This window comes from Roseovarius sp. AK1035, assembly GCF_003288315.1.
Lineage (GTDB): Bacteria > Pseudomonadota > Alphaproteobacteria > Rhodobacterales > Rhodobacteraceae > Roseovarius > Roseovarius mucosus_A.
The window spans coordinates 3,981,243-3,999,074 of sequence record NZ_CP030099.1 but is presented as its reverse complement, the minus strand read 5'-3'; the positions used below and the strand labels follow the sequence as shown (position 1 = coordinate 3,999,074).

Annotated in this window: 19 protein-coding genes; 10 read left to right on the top strand and 9 right to left on the bottom strand. The window is 61.4% G+C overall.

Translation table 11 applies throughout. The annotated features are described in order from the left end of the window. The first annotated feature begins 90 nt into the window (after positions 1–90). A complete protein-coding gene (locus tag RAK1035_RS19070) occupies positions 91–1,143 on the top strand; it encodes a ketopantoate reductase family protein (protein ID WP_008280495.1) in 1,053 nt (350 codons plus the stop codon). Positions 1,144–1,164: 21 nt separating this feature from the next. Here the strand turns inward: RAK1035_RS19070 and RAK1035_RS19065 are convergent, their stop codons facing one another. Both RAK1035_RS19065 and RAK1035_RS19060 read right to left on the bottom strand, forming a co-directional pair. Beyond that, a complete protein-coding gene (locus RAK1035_RS19065) occupies positions 1,165–2,127 on the bottom strand; it encodes an acetyl-CoA carboxylase carboxyltransferase subunit alpha (RefSeq protein WP_008280494.1) in 963 nt (320 codons plus the stop codon). Between the two features lie 71 nt (positions 2,128–2,198). Further along, the gene (locus RAK1035_RS19060) at positions 2,199–2,795 is read right to left on the bottom strand and encodes a LysE family translocator (protein WP_008280493.1); all 597 of its coding nucleotides are present in this window, start codon (positions 2,793–2,795) and stop codon (positions 2,199–2,201) included. 82 nt (positions 2,796–2,877) lie between these two features. Between RAK1035_RS19060 and RAK1035_RS19055 the strand changes: the two genes are divergently transcribed. Then, positions 2,878–3,321 (top strand): Lrp/AsnC family transcriptional regulator, encoded by a 444-nt coding sequence (locus RAK1035_RS19055; protein WP_037297527.1) that lies wholly within the window; start codon positions 2,878–2,880, stop codon positions 3,319–3,321. Positions 3,322–3,403: 82 nt separating this feature from the next. Here RAK1035_RS19055 and RAK1035_RS19050 read toward each other — a convergent pair whose 3' ends face one another. The 4 genes from RAK1035_RS19050 to RAK1035_RS19035 form a co-directional block, all read right to left on the bottom strand. Further along, positions 3,404–4,027, bottom strand: coding sequence for a LysM peptidoglycan-binding domain-containing protein (locus tag RAK1035_RS19050; protein WP_008280491.1), 624 nt, complete (start codon positions 4,025–4,027; stop codon positions 3,404–3,406). A gap of 358 nt (positions 4,028–4,385) precedes the next feature. Further along, positions 4,386–5,660, bottom strand: coding sequence for a bifunctional folylpolyglutamate synthase/dihydrofolate synthase (locus RAK1035_RS19045; RefSeq protein ID WP_037297439.1), 1,275 nt, complete (start codon positions 5,658–5,660; stop codon positions 4,386–4,388). Continuing rightward, positions 5,657–6,574: an acetyl-CoA carboxylase, carboxyltransferase subunit beta gene (gene accD, locus RAK1035_RS19040; protein ID WP_008280489.1), complete on the bottom strand. Its 918-nt coding sequence runs from the start codon at positions 6,572–6,574 to the stop codon at positions 5,657–5,659. Before accD ends, RAK1035_RS19045 begins: the two co-directional genes overlap by 4 nt. A 62-nt stretch (positions 6,575–6,636) precedes the next feature. Then, positions 6,637–7,524 (bottom strand): CPBP family intramembrane glutamic endopeptidase, encoded by an 888-nt coding sequence (locus RAK1035_RS19035; RefSeq protein ID WP_008280488.1) that lies wholly within the window; start codon positions 7,522–7,524, stop codon positions 6,637–6,639. 97 nt (positions 7,525–7,621) lie between these two features. Here RAK1035_RS19035 and ilvD point away from each other — a divergent pair, with 97 nt between their 5' ends. From ilvD to RAK1035_RS19015, 4 genes are all read left to right on the top strand, one after another. Continuing rightward, on the top strand, positions 7,622–9,379 hold the full coding sequence (ilvD, locus tag RAK1035_RS19030) for a dihydroxy-acid dehydratase (RefSeq protein ID WP_008280487.1): 1,758 nt from the start codon (positions 7,622–7,624) through the stop codon (positions 9,377–9,379). A gap of 49 nt (positions 9,380–9,428) precedes the next feature. Next, positions 9,429–9,965: a hypothetical protein gene (locus RAK1035_RS19025; protein WP_008280486.1), complete on the top strand. Its 537-nt coding sequence runs from the start codon at positions 9,429–9,431 to the stop codon at positions 9,963–9,965. Between the two features lie 107 nt (positions 9,966–10,072). Next, positions 10,073–10,831, top strand: a complete 759-nt coding sequence (locus RAK1035_RS19020) for a DUF6478 family protein (protein ID WP_008280485.1) — start codon at positions 10,073–10,075, stop codon at positions 10,829–10,831. 12 nt (positions 10,832–10,843) lie between these two features. Further along, positions 10,844–11,221, top strand: coding sequence for a hypothetical protein (locus RAK1035_RS19015; protein ID WP_008280484.1), 378 nt, complete (start codon positions 10,844–10,846; stop codon positions 11,219–11,221). 28 nt (positions 11,222–11,249) lie between these two features. Here the strand turns inward: RAK1035_RS19015 and RAK1035_RS19010 are convergent, their stop codons facing one another. After that, positions 11,250–11,957, bottom strand: coding sequence for a CDP-alcohol phosphatidyltransferase family protein (locus RAK1035_RS19010; RefSeq protein WP_008280483.1), 708 nt, complete (start codon positions 11,955–11,957; stop codon positions 11,250–11,252). Between the two features lie 86 nt (positions 11,958–12,043). Then, positions 12,044–12,631, bottom strand: a complete 588-nt coding sequence (locus RAK1035_RS19005) for a cytochrome P460 family protein (RefSeq protein ID WP_008280482.1) — start codon at positions 12,629–12,631, stop codon at positions 12,044–12,046. Positions 12,632–12,884: 253 nt separating this feature from the next. On the opposite strand from RAK1035_RS19005, the gene RAK1035_RS19000 reads away from it, so the two are divergent. From RAK1035_RS19000 to RAK1035_RS18990, 3 genes are all read left to right on the top strand, one after another. Then, complete coding sequence (locus tag RAK1035_RS19000; RefSeq protein ID WP_008280481.1) at positions 12,885–13,112, top strand: hypothetical protein; 228 nt, start codon at positions 12,885–12,887, stop codon at positions 13,110–13,112. A gap of 62 nt (positions 13,113–13,174) precedes the next feature. After that, positions 13,175–14,623: a TrkH family potassium uptake protein gene (locus tag RAK1035_RS18995; protein ID WP_008280480.1), complete on the top strand. Its 1,449-nt coding sequence runs from the start codon at positions 13,175–13,177 to the stop codon at positions 14,621–14,623. A 26-nt stretch (positions 14,624–14,649) separates the two neighbouring features. Beyond that, positions 14,650–16,260, top strand: coding sequence for a thiamine pyrophosphate-binding protein (locus tag RAK1035_RS18990; RefSeq protein ID WP_008280479.1), 1,611 nt, complete (start codon positions 14,650–14,652; stop codon positions 16,258–16,260). Here the strand turns inward: RAK1035_RS18990 and RAK1035_RS18985 are convergent. Beyond that, positions 16,257–16,541: a hypothetical protein gene (locus RAK1035_RS18985; protein WP_008280478.1), complete on the bottom strand. Its 285-nt coding sequence runs from the start codon at positions 16,539–16,541 to the stop codon at positions 16,257–16,259. The genes RAK1035_RS18990 and RAK1035_RS18985 overlap by 4 nt on opposite strands. 222 nt (positions 16,542–16,763) lie before the next feature. On the opposite strand from RAK1035_RS18985, the gene RAK1035_RS18980 reads away from it, so the two are divergent. Then, positions 16,764–17,795, top strand: coding sequence for a hypothetical protein (locus RAK1035_RS18980; RefSeq protein ID WP_008280477.1), 1,032 nt, complete (start codon positions 16,764–16,766; stop codon positions 17,793–17,795). Positions 17,796–17,832: the final 37 nt, after the last annotated feature.

Below are 17,832 nucleotides of genomic sequence, written 5' to 3'. Positions count from 1 at the left end.
ACATTGACATAAATTTCGTAGTGAAATCGCGGGGCTCCTGTATAGTAAATTCATCACCTACACGCGCAAGATTCTTTCGAAAGGACTATCATGGCATATCGTATCGTTATCCTAGGGGCCTCTTATGGCTCTTTGCTTGGCACCAAGCTCTTGATGGCCGGGCAGGATGTGACGCTCGTCTGTCGTCAGTCCACTGCTGACCTCATCAATTCAGAGGGCACGGATGTGCGTATCAAGCTGCGAGATGAGGCAGAGCACCGTTCGTTCCGCTCCCATGACCTTCCGGGCAAATTGAATGCCTTGACGCCTGAGGATGTGAATCCTGCCGATTATGATATGGTGGCGCTTGCCATGTCAGAACCGCAGTATTGTGCTGACAATATCGTTGATCTGTTGGGCCGGATCGCGGCTGCGGGCACGCCGTGCCTGTCGATCATGAACATGCCGCCGCTGCCTTATTTGCGTCGGGTGCCGGGGTTGGATACCTCGAAACTTGAGGCCGCTTACACCTGCCCGCGGGCATGGGCTGCGTTCAAACCGGGCACTGTGACACTTTGCAGCCCCGATCCGCAGGCCTACCGCGTCGCAGAGGATGGTGCCAACACCCTGCATGTTGGTTTGCCCACCAATTTCAAAGCCGCGATTTTTGAGGATGAAGCCCATAACCGCATCTTGCGCGACCTTGAGGCTGCGATTGATGCGGTGACGGTTGAAGGCAAAGATGTGCCGGTCAAGCTGCGCGTGTTCGACTCGATCTATGTGCCTTTTGCCAAGTGGAGCATGCTTCTTACGGGCAATTATCGCTGCGTGCTGCCCGAAGGGGCGCGGCCGATCAAAGAGGCGGTGCATGGTGACGTGGCGCTGTCGGAAAAGATCTATAGCACGGTCGACGAGGTTGTGCGCCGCTTGGGTGCAGAGGCGGACGACGCCGTGCCCTTTACCAAATATGCCAGTGCTGCCAATGGCTTGCTCAAGCCGTCCTCAGCCGCGCGTGCGATTGAAGGTGGGGCAGACCGGATCGAGCGCGTGGATATGCTGGTCAAGCTGATTGCTGATCAGCAGGGTCTTGATTGCGCTGAGTTTGCTGGGATCGTTGACACCGTTAATGCACGGCTCAAGGCAAATCGGCGCGACGCCGCTTGAGAATAGATCAGTGCTCGCGGCTCAGGCCGCGAGCCCTTTGGTTCCCATTCGCAGGAATTTTTCGCGCCGATCCTTTATAAGGGCGGCGCGATCCTTTTTCGCCAACTCGCTGAGCATGGCTTCGATTGTCTTACCCACGGCGGCGATGGTGCGGGCGGGATCGCGATGCGCGCCGCCCAAAGGTTCGTCAATCACCCGATCCGCAACGCCAAGTCGTGTCAGATCCTGTGCCGTCAGGCGGAGTGCTTCGGCAGCCTCGCGCATTTTCTCGGAATCTTTCCACAGGATTGAGGCGCAACCCTCGGGGGAGATGACGGAATAAACGGAATGTTCCAGCATCGCCACACGGTTGGCCGAGGCAAAGGCCACGGCACCGCCTGATCCACCCTCACCGATAATCACACTGACCAACGGCACACCGATGGCAAGGCAGGTTTCAGTGGCGCGGGCAATAGCTTCGCTTTGGCCGCGTTCCTCTGCCCCTTTGCCGGGATAGGCGCCGGGGGTGTCCACCAGCGTGACAACCGGGAGGCCGAAACGGTCGGCCATTTGCATCAGGCGGACGGCCTTGCGATAGCCCTCGGGGCGGGCCATGCCGAAATTACGTGCAATCCGGCTTTTTGTATCATTGCCTTTCTCATGGCCGATCACCATCACGGGATTTCCATTGAGCCGGGCAAGACCACCCATGACCGCGTGATCCTCGCCAAAGGCGCGGTCGCCGGCCAGCGGGGTGTAATCGGAAAACAGCGCCTCGACATAATCGCGGCAATGCGGGCGGTCAGGGTGACGGGCCACCTGACATTTTCGCCATGGAGTCAAAGTCTTATAAAGATCGCGCAACATTTCGGCAGCCTTGGCATCCAGTGCTGCAGCCTCTGCTTCGACGTTCATTTCGGCATTTCCGCGCGCAATGGCGCGCAGCTCTTCGGCCTTGCCTTCAATCTCGGCCAGCGGCTTTTCGAAATCGAGGTAGTTGGTCATCGCAATGCTGTCTCCACGGTTGCCGTGGCGTTATATGGCTGCAAGAGCGGTGATTTGCAATCACAACCCGGTCAGGTGGGCCAAAGGACGGGGATAAGGGTTGCGATCAGCAGGCTGGCCATGATCCAATTGAAGATGCGTAAGCGAGTTTGGTTCTTGAGGAGGCGGCGGAGTTGTTGGCCGAGCAGGGTCCAGCTTGTGGTGCTGACCATGGATACCGCAACATATACCCCTGCCACCCAGAGAACCGAGGCCAGATCACGGCCAGTAGCATAGAGGGTGATGGCCGAAAGAGCCATGCTCCACGCCTTTGGATTGACCCATTGAAACGCCGCAGATTGTAGGAAAGTCAATGGCTTACCAGACGCTTCTGCGTCGCGGGGCGGGGCGGCGTTGGCAATTTTCCACGCCAGATAGACGAGATAGGCGACGGAACCGATCTTGAGCAGGGTGTAGCTGAGCGGCCATAGGTCAAAGACCTGCATCACGCCAAGGCCCACAAAGGCCACCATTAGCGGAAAGCCCAAACCAACCCCCAACATATGGGGAATTGAGCGGGAAAAACCGAAGTTTGTCCCTGATGCCATGAGCATGAGATTGTTCGGTCCCGGTGTCATGACCGTGACAAAGGCGAAAGTGGCGAGGGCGGTGAGCAAATCGAGTGTCATAGCCGCAATCCTATGCGATAATGGTAGGCATGGAATTGCGTTTTGTTGTGATGGTAATCAAAACATGCAATATAATTCGGCCATGGACAAAATTAGCGAACGTATATTGCAAGAGTTAACGCGCGATGGTCGGATCAGCAATCTGGAGCTGGCCGAGCGGGTGGGGCTGTCGGCTTCGGCTTGCTTGCGGCGGGTGCAAGACCTAGAGCGGCGCGGGGTGATTGCAGGCTATCGTGCCGTGCTGGATCGGGGCGCGCTTGGCATCGGATTTCTGGCCTATGTCACGGTCGGTTTGAACAGCCATACCAAGGCCAGTCAGGTGGCGTTTGAGCAGGCAATGGGCCGGGCACCCGAGGTGGTGGAATGTCACAACATCACCGGCGCGGTGGAGTATATCCTGCGGGTCGAAGTAGCGGATCTGGTGGCCTACAAACGGTTTCACACCGATGTTCTGGGCACCTTGCCGCAGGTCAATGCGATCACGTCTTATGTGGTGATGGGATCGCCAAAGGATGGCCGCGGATAAACTGAGCGCCTAAAAATGAAAGGGGGCCGTTGGTTCGGCCCCTCGATCATTCCTGCCATCGTAACTGTGAAACCCTGTAAGGTCAGGGTGTTGGAAGGTTGAGAACCTGACCGACGCGCAAGCGATCAGTCGGTTGCATTGTGTCTGCGTTGGCGGCGAGGATATCAGCCTGCCGCCCGAAATCACCATAAAAACGATAGGCGATAGAGGCGAGACTGTCGCCTGTGGCCACGGTGTAGCTATTTGGCACGCGAGGGCGGGCGGGCTGTGACAGGGCGCTGAGCAGGAGGGCCGTATCAACCCGGCCTTCGGCGGTCACAAGACCTTGGGGAACCTCGACCTTGCCCTTCTTCGCGGCGTCATTCACGAGCGCGTCAATGTAGGTTTCGGACTGGCCTTGTTGCAGGGCCCCAAGCACCATGGATTCAAGCGCTTGCCCAACCGGCATGGAAGCCTGAGGTGCGGCAGCGGGGGTGGGTGTGGGGTCTGGTAGCGCCGGACGCGTGGCAACGGTCGTGCCGTTTACCAATGGCTCAGGGGCCAAGGCGGGCGCGGCGAGCGTTGAGAGGTCTGGCGCTGCGCGGGTGACATCGCTGTCGGTCACGGGGGGCAGGTCCGCCAGAGTGCGCGGTTTTCCGGGTTGAATGAGGATCAGCGCAAGGGTGATGGCGACAAAACCCGCCGCGATCAGTGTCGCACGCAACATATGAAAACCTCACTAAAATCAATACATTGGGAAAGGCTGGTCCGGGATGGGCAGCAGCCATAGCCTAGCTCTGCTTGGCCAGTGACGTGATAGTGCACGGCGCTTCCCCCCTTGATGATTATGCAGTCCGGCGGGCACGAAAGCCGGTTTTTATTGCCTATATCTAGTCTGAATTTCACGATTTCGTCAATATGGGGTGATTCGGAAAGAGCCCAAAACGGCCCGAAAAGCCGTTAAATGCGCCGATTTCTGTCGCAGCGTCGCAGGGAGGGGGCAACCTTACAATCTGTAAGGTTGTTACGTGGATTTTGTAAGCTTTTTGCGTGTGTCCGGTTCGTTCCGCTTTGCCAAAAAGCGCCTAGCCGTTCTCGCGCAGAATTCCGCCAGCGAGATAGAGCGACCCGCAGATCAAAATTCGCGCCTCGGGGCAGATTTTCACGATGTCGGTGACAGCGGCAAGGGCGGTATCGGCGGTGTTGGCGGGAAGGCCTGCGGCGCGGGCGGCCTCTGCCGTTACTTCGGCGGGTAGGGTGTTGGCCTCGCCGGGAATTGACAGGGCGGTGAGGGCGGTGGCATGGGCGGCCAGCGGTGTGAGATAGCCCGCGATGTCCTTGGTGTTGAGCATGCCGCAGATCAGATAGGTCGGGCGTGCGGGCAGGCTGGCCAGATGGCGGGCGAGCGCCTGCCCGGCGGCGGGGTTGTGGCCCCCGTCCAGCCACACCTCGGCGTGCGGGGCGGCATCGGTCAGCGGGCCGGTTTGCAGGCGTTGCATGCGGGCAGGCCAGAACGCACGCGTAACGGCGGCCTCAAAGGCGGCATCGCCCATGGTCAAATGGCGCAGGGCGGCAAGGGCGGCACCGGCATTCTCGATTTGATGCGCGCCGGGAAGATTGGGCAGGGGCAGATCAAGCAAGCCAGTTTCGTCCTGATAGATCAGGCGGCCGCGTTCTTGGGTGACGTGCCAGTGCTGGCCATGGGCCAAGAGAGGCGCGCCGTGGCGGGCGGCGACGGCCTCGATCACCTCCAGAGCCTCATCTGGTTGCGGGCCGACAACGCAGGGCACGCGGCGCTTGATGATCCCGGCCTTCTCAGTGGCGATTTTGGCCAGCGTGTCGCCCAGATATTGTTCGTGGTCGATGGAGATGGGGGTAATGACGCTGAGCGCCGGTTGGTCGATCACATTGGTGGCGTCAAGCCGCCCGCCAAGACCCACCTCAAGCAAGGTATAGTCGGCGGGTGTTCGGGCCATGGCGAGAAGGGCGGCGCAGGTGGTGATCTCGAAATAGGTGATCGCATCGCTGCCATTGGCGGCGTAGCATTCATCCAAGACGGCGGTCAGGTGCTCTTCGGTGATCAAGTTGCCTGCAAGGCGGATGCGTTCGTGAAAGCGCGCGAGATGGGGCGAGGTATAGGCATGCACGGTCTTGCCCGCCGCCTCGAGCCCTGCACGGATCATCGCCTGAGTGCTGCCTTTGCCATTGGTGCCTGCGATATGGATCACGGGCGGCAAATCGTTCTGGGGATTGCCCAAAGCATCGAGCAAACGCCAGACGCGATCGAGCGTGAGGTCGATGATCTTGGGGTGCAGCGCCATCATCCGGGCAAGGATGGCGTCAGATGTGGGAGCGGTCATTTCTGGGTGGCATCCTGCGGTTTGGCATCGGGCGTGGGCGCGGGCAGGTCGCCCTTGATCGCGGGGGGCAGGCCCATGAGCATGCGGGTGATGGTTATCAACTCGTCGCGCAATTGGGTGCGGGGGGTCACGCGGTCGAGCATGCCGTGATCCAGCAGGTATTCGGCGCGTTGAAAGCCCTCGGGCAGTTTCTCGCGGATGGTTTGTTCGATGACGCGCGGGCCGGCAAAGCAGATGAGCGCGCCCGGTTCGGCAATCTGGACATCGCCCAGCATCGCATAGGATGCGGTAACGCCGCCGGTGGTGGGGTGGGTCAGCACGACGATATAGGGCAGGTTCGCCTCTTTCAGCATCTGCACGGCGACGGTGGTGCGGGGCATTTGCATGAGGCTGAGAATCCCCTCTTGCATGCGCGCGCCACCGGCGGCGGAAAAGAGGATGAGCGGGCGCTTGAGCTTAACGGCTGTTTCGGCGGCGGCGATGATGGCATTGCCCACATACATGCCCATGGACCCCGCCATGAAGCTGAAATCCTGTGCGGCGGCGACGATGGGCGTGCGGCCCATTTCGCCGGTGGCGACGAGCATCGCCTCTTTCTCGCCGGTGGCCTTTTGGGCGGCGCGCAGGCGGTCGGGGTATTTCTTTTGGTCGCGGAAATGCAGCGGGTCGGGGGTAGGGGCGGGCACGTCCACCTCGGAGAAGATGCCGCCGTCAAACAGCCCCACGAAGCGGGCGCGCGGGGTGATGGCCATATGGTGGCCGCAGTTGGTGCAGACGTTGAGATTGTCCGAGAGTTCGCGGTGGAACAGCATGGTTCCGCATTCGTCGCATTTGGTCCAGAGGTTTTCGGGGATTTCGCGGCGCGAGAAGATCGAGTTGATCCGCGGGCGCACGTAATTGGTGATCCAGTTCATCGGGTCAGGTCCCTCTGGTGACGATTGCGCCCTCACATAAGCGGGGCGCGGGTGAAATGCAATCAGCGGCGCAAGCTGAGGCGAATGGCGAGCCAGCCGCAGACGAGGATCAGCAGGTCGAGCGGCATCATGGCCCAGAGGGCCTCGGCATTGTCGAGGGTGAAGGGGTAGGCGTAGAGCGCCAGCCCGTCGAATTGCCCGCGCGGGGCCGCGATCATGATGGCACTGAAATTGTTGACGAAATGCAGCGCTGTGGCGGGGCCAAGCGTGCCGGCGCGGGCGGTCAGGTCTGCGGCGGCAAGGCCAAAGGTGGCGGCCCAGGCGACGACGACCCAGGCGTTGGCGCCAAAGCTGACGGGATCGTAATGCAGAATGGCAAAGCTGAGGGAGGGCAGCACCATCCATACAAGAGGCGATGCAAAGCGCGCGGCAAGCTGGCTTTGCAAATAGCCGCGAAACACCAGTTCTTCGGCAAAGACCTGAAGGAAGAGGCCGGTGAGCGCGAGCGGCAGGAGCATGAGCCAATGCGCCGGGGTGAGATTGGCAACGGGGTCCATCCCTTCGGGCATCGGCAAAAAGAGGAGGGCACCGTAGAGCAGCAACATGACGCCCATCGCGCGGGCGAATTGGCGGATGGCTAGGGCGCGGGGGCCGATAATGCTCCAGAGGCTGCGGCGGTGGATGATGCGCAGGGTCAGGCCAAGTGCCACGATCAAGAGGCCGAACACGAAGAGGTTGATCAGCACGCCTTGGGGGTTTGAGGCGGTCTCGATTCCCGGTGCGATTTGCGCCCAAGCCTCGGGGCCAAAGAGGATGGGGAGCAGCGCGGCATAGCCAAAGCTGAGCGCCACGAAGACCGGCACGCCAAGCGCAATGCCCGCCAGCAGGCGGGCGGGATGGGCGGTGCTGCGGGCGGGGCCGACAAGGATTTCATGGGCGTCATATCTCATGGGCGCACGCTATAGGCAGGGCTGAGGGGTTGCAATCGGCTTGCCCCCGTCGCGTCGCTGGCCTAGACCGATTTCAGCAAATTTCGGGAGGCCCCTCATGACCAAGTTCGACAAAGCCAAACTGCCCAGCCGTCACGTGACCGAAGGGCCCGAGCGCGCGCCGCATCGGTCCTATTACTATGCCATGGGCATGACCGAGACGGAAATTCATCAGCCGCTCGTGGGCGTGGCGACCTGCTGGAACGAAGCAGCCCCCTGCAACATCGCGCTGAACCGTCAGGCGCAGGCGGTCAAGGGTGGCGTGAAAGAGGCGCATGGCAGCCCGCGTGAGTTTACCACGATCACGGTCACGGACGGGATTGCGATGGGGCATGAGGGCATGCGGTCGAGCCTTGCGAGCCGGGAGGCAATTGCCGATACGGTGGAATTGACCATGCGTGGACATTGCTATGACGCGCTGGTTGGTTTGGCGGGTTGTGACAAATCCCTGCCTGGAATGATGATGGCGATGGTGCGGTTGAACGTGCCGTCCGTGTTCATTTATGGCGGGTCGATCCTGCCGGGCAAGGCCCCGCAGGTCGAGGAGATTCCGGCGGATTTCCGCAGCCGTGATCTGACCGTGCAGGACATGTTCGAGGCGGTGGGGCGGCATCAGAACAACGAGATGTCCGACAAGGCGCTGGATATGCTGGAGCGGGTGGCCTGCCCATCGGCGGGGGCCTGTGGCGGGCAGTTCACCGCCAACACCATGGCCTGTGTTTCTGAGGCGATTGGTCTGGCGTTGATGAATTCCTCGGGTATGCCTGCCCCTTATGAAAGCCGCGATCAATATGCCGAGGCGTCTGGTCGTGCGGTGATGCATCTTTTGGAGCGCAACATCCGGGCGCGGGACGTGGTGACGCTCAAGTCGTTGCAGAATGCGGCGCGGGTTGTGGCCTGCACCGGTGGCAGCACCAATGCCGGTTTGCACCTGCCTGCGATTGCGCATGAGGCGGGGATTGATTTCTTTCTCGAAGATGTCTGCGACATCTTCCGCGACACGCCCTATTTCGTCGATCTGAAACCGGGCGGGGCCTATGTGGCCAAAGACCTTTATGATGCCGGTGGTATCCCGGTTGTGATGAAGGAATTGCGCAAGGCCGGTCTGATTCATGAGGATTGCATCACCGCGAGCGGGCGCAGCATCGGCGAGGAGCTGGACCTGATCGAGCGCGAAGCCGATGGCAAGGTCATCTATCCGATTGAAACGCCGATCACCAAGACGGGGGGCGTTGTCGGTCTCAAGGGCAATCTGGCCCCGACCGGCGCGATTGTGAAAGTGGCGGGCATTGCGCCCGAGCATCAGGTCTTTACCGGCCCGGCGCGGGTGTTTGAATGTGAAGAAGACGCATTCGAGGCCGTCAAAGCGCGCGCCTATAAAGAGGGCGAGGTGATCGTCATCCGCAATGAAGGCCCGGCAGGCGGCCCCGGCATGCGCGAGATGCTGTCGACCACAGCGGCGCTGAGCGGTCAGGGCATGGGCAAGAAGGTGGCGCTGATCACCGACGGGCGGTTCTCTGGGGCGACACGCGGGTTCTGTGTGGGCCATGTTGGACCAGAGGCCGCGCATGGTGGCCCGATTGCCTTGATTGCCACGGGCGACATGATCACGATTGACGCGATCAAGGGGGAATTGTCGGTTGATCTGAGCGACGAGGAACTGGCCAAGCGCAAGGACGCTTGGGGCGGGCCGCGCGAGACGATCTATACCAGCGGGGCGCTGTGGAAATATGCGCAATTGGTGGGCGAGACCTATAAGGGCGCTGTGACCCATCCCGGCGCAGCGTTCGAGCGGCATGTCTATATGGACCTCTGAGCAAGGTAGGGTCCGGGCGCATGCGTTCCGGACCCTGCTAGGGCTGGGGATGATGGCCCTTGCGGGCTGTCTGGCCGTGCCTGTGGAGAAAAAGCCGCAGGCTATAGCGGCTGTGGCGTTTTATGACGGTGATGTGGTGGTCACGGGCCCCCGTGGCTATTGTGTGGATGCCGCCAGTGTGCGGCGCGGGGCGTCGGGCAGTTTTGCGCTGATGGCCAGCTGTGTGAGCCTAGGCCAGACGGGGGGCGTCTATGCTGATCCAGCGGTGATGACGGTTTCGGTGCTGGCCCGCGCGGCGTCGACCCAAAAGCCCGATGCACAGGCCATGGCGCGGGCCTTGGCCCCGGCCAAGGTGCGGGTGGCGCAGGACGATGAGGGGCTGGCGCTGGTTCAGGTGATGCAGGGCGGCGATGCCGCGTTGCCGGGGGGCGACCCGGTGCATTGGCGCGCGGGGCTGGTGATCAACGGGCATCTGGTGGGCTTGGCGGTTTATGGACCTGCGGGGCAGGGCGTGTCTGGGTCTGACGGGCAGGCGTTGTTGCAAGCCTTGGCGCGGGCGATGCGGGCGGCAAGCCCGAAATCCTGATCTTTGGGATGGATTGTTTCCTCTTTTGAATTAATGCTATGCAAGGATTTGGGACGTAGCATTGCGGCACGACCGCGCGTGCGAATAGTGGCAAGGGTGCGCTCTGCATGAAATTACTGGACGTGTTGACGCATCGCCACAGCCTGCGCAAATGGCGTCAGACTGCGCGCAATGCCCCGATGATGGGATTGGCGGAGTTGCGGCGCGCGCGGGCGCGGGCGCGCAAGCTGATGTATTCGCTGAACGAGGTGATCTCGATTTCCGATAACCGGCTGGCGCTGCCGATGATCGGGTCAAATTCGTTTTCCCGCCCGCATGGCACCGATTGGGCATGGCGGCCCGAATTGTGGCGCGAGCCGCTGCCTGTGCCGGGTATGGCCTCGGTTCGGTCCAAGTCTATGCTGGGCCGCGAGGTGACGCTGTTTCACGATTGCGCCCGGTCGGAGCTGTGTTTGCGCCAATTGCGCAACAGCCGCGAGGCGGATCTGGCGCCTTACGGCTTGCGGATGGATGTGTTTGCCTTTGACGGATCGTTTCTGTCGGTGGTGCTGGATTTCCCGCAGCAGGCGGTGAACGGGCTGACCAAGCGGCATCTGTTGCGGATGGATACGATCGTAGAGCTGGAAAAGCCGCTGGAGATTTTTGCGCGGCTCAATATCAAACATGGGCCGAACACCGAACAGATCGTGCGGGAATTGCCGCTGAATGCAGAGGAAATCATGGTTGAGTTCGATCTGGCCTATTCCAACCTGAACGAAAAGCGGGTGGAGCGGGCGTGGATCGACCTGATTTTCGAGAATCCGCAGATGAGCCAGCTTGTGTTGCGGGATGTGACGTTCAGTCGCCGTCCGCGCGCGGCGCTATAGGGGAGTGCGGCGATGAACGAGTGGACATTGACCAAGACGCGCCTGTTTGAAGGCGTTTGGGAAGGTGTTTTGACGCGGGCGGGCGAGGCCGAGGCCGCGCCCGAGATCGAGGTCACGCATCAGCAAGAGCCGGTGGCGGGGGTTGCGGTAACGGCCAAGCCTGAGGAAAAGCTCTGGGTGGTGCGGGTGCCGGTGCCGGTGGAAAAGATCGCGGATGGGGTGCAGACCTTTGTCATCCGGGATCGGCGGAGTGGTGAGGTTCTGGACAGTTTCGCGCTATTGTCGGGGGATGTGCTGAGCTATGACATCCGTGCTGAAATGGCGCTCTTGCGCGAGGAATTGGACCTGCTCAAGCGGGCGTTTCGGCGGCATTGTCTGGATACGATGTAGGGGGCCAAGGCCAGCCGTGACCTGCGCGTCAAAGCCGGTCGAGATCGCCCTTGCGCGGCAAAAGCTGTTGCACGATGCCCGCAAAGAGCAGGTAGATGCTGGTGACGACAAGCCCCCAATGTGCCCAGCTTTGGGGATCGAAATGCACCCACGCGGCCCAGCCTGCGAAGAAGGTCCAAGCCAAGGCCATCGGCAGGGTCAGCCAGCGCCAGCGTTCGGTGCGCACGGGGTGCACGAATTTGAGCGGCAGGAACATCGCCACCGCCAGCACCACCACCAGACCGAGGATGATCCAGAAATTCGGCTCGAGCGCGAAGAGCACCAGGACCAGCATGTTCCAGCAGCCGGGGAAACCGGAAAAGGAATTGTCCTTGGTTTTCATCCGTGTGTCGGCGAAATACATCGCACTGGCAAAAGTGATGACGATGATGGCAAGCCAGCCCGTCCAGCCCGGCAGCAGGTCTGATTTGAAGAGCGCGAAGGCCGGGATAAAGACGTAGGTGAGATAGTCGATGATGAGATCAAGCAGCACGCCATCAAATTCGGGGGCGTGTTGTTGGACATCGTATTTGCGTGCCAATGGACCGTCGATACCATCCACCGCAAAGGCCACCACGAGCCACAGGAACATCAATTCCCATTTGTGATCAACCGCCGCCAGCATCGCCAGCATGGCAAACACGGCGCCGGTGGCGGTGAAAAGGTGAACAAGAAGGGCGCGCATCTGCTGGGTCATCCGGGTTTAATGACGCAGAGATGAGGGATTTGCAAACAAAAGCCCGGCCCCCAAGCAGGGACCGGGCCAATTTTCTGACAGGGTGCTTAGTTTGCCAGCCGGACCTCTTCCAGCGGATAGGCCATCATGTCTTGTGCCTCCCATGCGACGTGGCAGTCATGGCAGAAGCTTTGCTTGAATTTCATCGGCTTGCCGTCCGGCTGAATGCCGGCATAGACCCAATCGGCGGTCTCTGGCGCGCTGCCGGCTTCGCCCTTGGTCATGATAAAGAGCGGGCCTGTCACGGCGGCTTTTTTCTTGGCGCTGATGGTGATGCTTTCCTTGGCCAGCACAGACCCGACGGGCATGATGACGCCGTCGTCTGCATATTTCAGGTATTGCTCGGCGGCGATGTCATTGGCGAAGGTGTAAAGCAGGCGGTTGCCATGGGCACCGGCCACGGCGGGGCGGCTCGATGTTACGGTCCAATCGCGATAGGCACCCGCCACGGCATCGCCCTCTTTGGTGTAGCTTGCAACCATCTCGTCCTTGATGCAGGAGTAGATTTCTTCGATTGCGGCGGCTTCGAGGGCAAAGGGATCCTCGACCGCGACGGCACAATCGGCCGCGTGGGCGGTCTGAGCGACGCTGAGGCTGGCTATCACGGTTGCGGCGGCGAAAAGCTGGCGTTTCATTTTATATCTTCTCCATTGAAATCATGTGTCAGGCGTTAATCCCCGCAGACCTATGCACGAATTAACTGTAACGGAACTTAACTATTGTGTGAGGCATTGAAGGAATTGGCCCCTGGGTGGGGCTGGGTTTGCGCGATTGCTGCAATGCAGCAACACTCTGCGGTCGCTGTGTGGGGATGGGCGATTTCCGAGGGGATTCGCGCTATATTATCCCAAGGGAGGGAACCTGTCCGATCCGGGAAAGGGAACCCAAATGGGCGATACCGACCTGACGACTCGTTTCATGCCCGCCAATTGGCGGCACGATCTGGATCTTTTTCTGGTGGAGCGCGCTGCCGGAATGAATGGCTATCTGCTGGCGCGGCCACGGCTGGCAAGCGTGGCGCATCTCCAAAGTCTGAGCGCTTCGGAGTTGGAGGCGATGGGGCTGACGCGCGCCGATATCGCCGCCTTTGTATTCGAGGACATTCTGCCTGACTGAGCGCGTCGCACGGGCGTTGATGCAGCTTGACAGTTTCGGCGGCAACGGCCAACTCTCGCCCCATGTTCGACATGCGACCCGTGGGATATCTCGTTGGCCTGATGGTCATGGCCATGGGCCTGACCATGGCGCTGCCGCTCTTGGTGGATATTGCCGAGGGGCGCGAGCATTGGCCTGTGTTTGCCGAGAGCTTGATCGTGACCTGCATCGCGGGCGGATTGGTGGCGCTGTCGTGCAAGAATTCGATGGGCCAGCCGTTGACGATCCAACAGGCGTTTTTGCTGACCACGCTGGTCTGGGTGGCGCTGCCGCTGTTCGGGGCGTTGCCATTCATGCTTGGCGAGACCGATCTGGAGTTCATCGACGCCTATTTTGAAGCGATGTCAGGCGTGACCACGACCGGCGCGACGGTGATTGAAGGGCTGGATACCCTGCCCAAGGGGCTTTTGCTGTGGCGGGGCATCTTGCAATGGTTGGGCGGTCTGGGGATTGTGATCGTGGCCTTGGTGTTCCTGCCCGAAATGCGGGTTGGGGGGATGCAATTTTTCCGTGCCGAAGGGTTCGACACCTTTGGCAAGGCCCTGCCGCGCACCATCGATATCTCGAAGGGTGTGTTGAACATTTATCTTTTACTGACCGCAACCTGCACGCTGACCTATCTTGCGCTTGGGATGGGGGCGTTTGACGCGACGGTGCATGCGCTGACTACCGTGTCGACGGGTGGATTTTCCAGCATGGATAGCTCGTTTGCGGCCTTTCCCGGTGGGCCTCAATATGCCTGTGTGCTGTTCATGGTGTTGGCCAGCCTGCCTTTTGTGCGGATGATGCAGGGGGTGCAGGGCAACCTTTTGCCGCTTTATCGCGATACGCAGGTGCGCACCTATCTGCGCTGGATTTTCTACGCCGTCGCCATGGTGGTGGGCTATGATTTTGTGATGAACGGGCAGTTTACGGAAGAAAGCCTGCGCCTGCGTCTTTTCAACATCGTCTCGATCTTTACCGGCACCGGCTATGGCGATGGCGATGTGACCGCCTGGGGCACATTCCCCTTTGTCGTTCTGATCGTGGTGGGGGCGATTGGCGGCTGCACCGGGTCTACGGGCTGTTCGATCAAGATTTTCCGCTACCAGCTGATGATGCGGGCGATGGGCCAACAGGCGCGGCGGATTTTCAACCCGTCGAGCGTGATGATCCTGCGCCATGAGGGGCGGCGGGTTGAGGATGAGGTGCTGCAATCGGTGATGCTGCTATTCACCGTCTATATTCTGTCGCTCGGGTTTTTCTCGGTCGCGCTGGAGTTGACGGGGCTGACGCTGATGGAATCTGTCACGGGGGCCTGGACGGCGATTTTCAATGTGGGGCCTGCCTTTGGTCCCAGTGTTGGGCCGACCGGGTCGCTTATTGCGTTTCCGGATTCGGCCAAGGCGCTGATGATCCTTGCCATGCTGATGGGGCGGTTGGAGATTCTGGCCGTGATCGTTCTTATCCTGCCGTCGTTCTGGCGTCCGTGACACCCTGATCTGAAAAGGAGCCTGAGATGGCTGAGAAATCCGACGAGTTCCGCGCCCAAGCGCCTTTGGGGGCGCAGATCAGCCATATGCTGAAATCGCGCGGGGTCGCGGTGATTTTTGGCATTCCGGGGGTGCATAACCAAGAGATGTATCGCGGGATCGAAGAGGCCGGGATCACGCATGTGTTGGCGCGGCATGAGCAGGGGGCCGGGTTCATGGCCGATGGCTATGCGCGGGCCACGGGCCAGCCGGGGGTGGCCTATGTGATCACCGGGCCGGGGCTGTGCAATATCCTGACGCCGCTCGGGCAGGCGTGGTCGGACAGTGTGCCGGTGCTGGTGCTGTCGTCCTGTCTGGATGAGACAGCAGCGCAGCATGGGCAGTTGCACCAGATGCGCGATCAGCGGGCGGCGGCGGGCTGTGTTACAGAATGGAGCGTTGAGGCGCGCGATGCGGCCAGTGCCTATCGGTTGATTGACCGCGCGCTTGTGGAATTTGCCACGCGGCGCGGGCGGCCCCGGCATATTCAGGTGCCGATTGCGACGCTGGAAGGGATGGCCGAGGCGGCGCCTGCGGCCCTGCCATTGGTGGATGTGCCGGAAATCGCCACCGAGGTGGTGGCGGAGGTGGCCGAGGCGTTGCGGGCTGCGCGCAAGCCGTTGATCATCTTGGGCGGCGGGGCTGCGCAGAGTGCCGAGGCCTGGCGCGAGATTGCGACGCGGTTGGGGGCGGCAACCTTTACCACCTATGCCGGGCGCGGGATCATGGGGGCGGCGGCCCCGCTTGATTTCGGGGCCTATCTGGCGCGGCCTGATAGCGCGACGGTGATCGGCGAGGCCGATCTGGTGCTGGTGGTGGGCAGCGAGTTGTCGCAAAACGATCTGTGGCGGGCAGAGTTGGGGCATCGTGCGCCGCTGATCCGGGTGGATATGGACCCGGATGTTCTGGGTGGTGCTGTGGCCGGTGATCGCCGGGTTTTGGCAGAGGCCGGGGCGTTGGCGCGGGGGCTCTTGGCGCAGGATTTGCCGTCACGCGGCGGTTGGCGGCCCGAAGAGATCACTGCCGCGCGGGCCCGCTGGCGGGCTGAGAGCGACGCGGAGCGGCCGGGGATTGCCAGCATTTGCGATGCCCTGCGCGCAGCCTTGCCCGAGGACACGATGATCTATTCCGACATGACGCAATTCGCCTATGTCGCCAAAGAGGTCTGGCCGATGGCGCGGCCCGGTCATTGGCACCATCCCACAGGCTTTGGCACCTTGGGCTATGCGTTGCCTGCGGCGATTGGCGGCGCGATGGCGCGGCGGGGCAAGCCCACCATCGCCATCGCGGGCGATTACGGGTTTCAGTATACGGTGCAGGAACTGGGCACGGCGGTAGAGCAGGGGCTGGCCCTTCCAATTCTGGTCTGGGACAATACCAAGTTGAAAGAGATCGAGGACAGCATGGTGCGGGCGCAGATCGCGCCCAATGCGGTCAAGGCGCATAACCCCGATTTCTGCGCGCTGGCGCGGGCCTATGGCGCCCATGCCGAGGCCCCGCAAAGCGTGGCGGCGTTGCAAGAGGCGGTGCAGGCGGCGCTGCGCGCGGACCGCCCCACGTTGATCCATATGACGCCGATTCTGTCGGTGCCGGCTTAGTAAACATCGCCGCGACCGGTCACCGAAATATAGGCCGGGCAACCGGGCCGGGCGGTGTTGATGATCAGATACCAGACGGTTTCGCCGGGCCGCCCGGTCCGCGAATATTCGCAGCCCGAGGGATGCGTCCACCATTGGCCCTGATGGCTGACGGGGGGCATGACGCTGGATTTGCCGACCTTGATCTGGCTGGCGCGGCCGATCGTTTTCGACACATCCGCCTGAGCGATGCCGGTGAGGCCGAGCGTGAGGGCGGTGACGAGTGTGAGGATGGTTTTCATTGGCGGGACTCCGTTACAAGTTTTGCATTCCGGCCTTCACTCCACTGCCCGCCGGGGGCGCGTTGGCGTCAGGACCATGTCAAAAGAACGGCGCTTGCCGAGGATTATTCCCAAATTTTTGCAAAGAGTGCGCAGTGTTGCGCGCGCAAACCCGTGGTATAAGAGGGGCATGTCGCTCTTTTATGGGCTGACACGCTTTGAACATGGATCACAGGCGCGATCATGCCCATTGTCACCTTTCATATCGGCATGCCGAAATGTGCGACGACCACGATCCAGAGCTTTCTGGCGGAGGGTGCCGCGTGGCTGGCGGCGCAGGGGCAGGTCTATGAGCATCATCCCGAGGACCGCACGCGCAATCAGGGCAATGCGGCGCAACTGGCGGCCTTTGGTGTGGCACAGGATAGCGCGCGGATGGCGGCGCATCTGGGCTATTTCCTGCGCTCGGGGCGCGATGTGGTGCTGAGCAGCGAGGTTTTGTTTGACCTTTGGCGTCAAGACAGGTTTGTGCCGTTGCGCGATGCGGTGCAGCGGTTGGGCTATGAGCTGCGCGTGGTGGTCTATCTCAAGCGGCAGGATCTGTGGATCGAGAGCGATTTCAAGCAGCATGTGAAGGGGCGGAGCGACTGGGCTGGCAGCTTTGAGCACCTGCTGGAGCGGCGGCTGTCGCGGGGGACGTTGGACTATCATCGGCTTTCGGGGGCATGGGCGGCGCAAGTGGGGCGCGAGGCGATGACCGTTGTGCCGCTCAACCCGTCGCAGCCACAGGATTTTGCCGTGCGGCGGTTTTTGGAGATCATCGGCGTGGCCCCGCCCGAGGGGGCATTGGGACTAGCGCCGCAGAATGTGAGCCCGCCTGCGGCGATGATCGAGGCTGCGCGGCACATCAAGGCCGCCCTCCTTGCGCGGGGGCTGAGCGGGCCAGAGATTGCACCGCTCTTGGCGCAGTTTATGGCGCAGGTGCCAGAGCGGGCGCAGACCGGCGCGGCGCAAGAGATCCTGAGCCCCGAGGCGCGGCGCGACCTTTTGGAGCGCTGCGCGGCGTCCAATGCGGCGCTCGCGCAAGAGTTTCTTGCCGGGCAGGTGCCCTTTGATCCGCCAGAGCCGGTGGGGGCGTGGGTGCCGCTTTCGGAGCGGGCGGTTGCGATCCTGGCAGAGCGTGTGTCGCAAGAGATGCTTGGATCTGCGCCCGAGGCCAAGCCCGATAGTTCGTTCATCGGGCGCTGGCGGGCGGCGCGGCGCGGCAAGACGTAGTGTAATCTTTTGCCGAGGTGGCGCAAATTGGGCTGGT

Bases quoted from the DNA above. Each gene is read 5' to 3' on its own strand.
- RAK1035_RS19070 (WP_008280495.1), top strand. From the start codon at position 91: ATGGCATATCGTATCGTTATCCTAGGGGCCTCTTATGGCTCTTTGCTT.
- RAK1035_RS19065 (WP_008280494.1), bottom strand. From the start codon at position 2,127: ATGACCAACTACCTCGATTTCGAAAAGCCGCTGGCCGAGATTGAAGGC.
- RAK1035_RS19060 (WP_008280493.1), bottom strand. From the start codon at position 2,795: ATGACACTCGATTTGCTCACCGCCCTCGCCACTTTCGCCTTTGTCACG.
- RAK1035_RS19055 (WP_037297527.1), top strand. From the start codon at position 2,878: ATGGACAAAATTAGCGAACGTATATTGCAAGAGTTAACGCGCGATGGT.
- RAK1035_RS19050 (WP_008280491.1), bottom strand. From the start codon at position 4,027: ATGTTGCGTGCGACACTGATCGCGGCGGGTTTTGTCGCCATCACCCTT.
- RAK1035_RS19045 (WP_037297439.1), bottom strand. From the start codon at position 5,660: ATGACCGCTCCCACATCTGACGCCATCCTTGCCCGGATGATGGCGCTG.
- accD (WP_008280489.1), bottom strand. From the start codon at position 6,574: ATGAACTGGATCACCAATTACGTGCGCCCGCGGATCAACTCGATCTTC.
- RAK1035_RS19035 (WP_008280488.1), bottom strand. From the start codon at position 7,524: ATGAGATATGACGCCCATGAAATCCTTGTCGGCCCCGCCCGCAGCACC.
- ilvD (WP_008280487.1), top strand. From the start codon at position 7,622: ATGACCAAGTTCGACAAAGCCAAACTGCCCAGCCGTCACGTGACCGAA.
- RAK1035_RS19025 (WP_008280486.1), top strand. From the start codon at position 9,429: ATGATGGCCCTTGCGGGCTGTCTGGCCGTGCCTGTGGAGAAAAAGCCG.
- RAK1035_RS19020 (WP_008280485.1), top strand. From the start codon at position 10,073: ATGAAATTACTGGACGTGTTGACGCATCGCCACAGCCTGCGCAAATGG.
- RAK1035_RS19015 (WP_008280484.1), top strand. From the start codon at position 10,844: ATGAACGAGTGGACATTGACCAAGACGCGCCTGTTTGAAGGCGTTTGG.
- RAK1035_RS19010 (WP_008280483.1), bottom strand. From the start codon at position 11,957: ATGACCCAGCAGATGCGCGCCCTTCTTGTTCACCTTTTCACCGCCACC.
- RAK1035_RS19005 (WP_008280482.1), bottom strand. From the start codon at position 12,631: ATGAAACGCCAGCTTTTCGCCGCCGCAACCGTGATAGCCAGCCTCAGC.
- RAK1035_RS19000 (WP_008280481.1), top strand. From the start codon at position 12,885: ATGGGCGATACCGACCTGACGACTCGTTTCATGCCCGCCAATTGGCGG.
- RAK1035_RS18995 (WP_008280480.1), top strand. From the start codon at position 13,175: ATGTTCGACATGCGACCCGTGGGATATCTCGTTGGCCTGATGGTCATG.
- RAK1035_RS18990 (WP_008280479.1), top strand. From the start codon at position 14,650: ATGGCTGAGAAATCCGACGAGTTCCGCGCCCAAGCGCCTTTGGGGGCG.
- RAK1035_RS18985 (WP_008280478.1), bottom strand. From the start codon at position 16,541: ATGAAAACCATCCTCACACTCGTCACCGCCCTCACGCTCGGCCTCACC.
- RAK1035_RS18980 (WP_008280477.1), top strand. From the start codon at position 16,764: ATGCCCATTGTCACCTTTCATATCGGCATGCCGAAATGTGCGACGACC.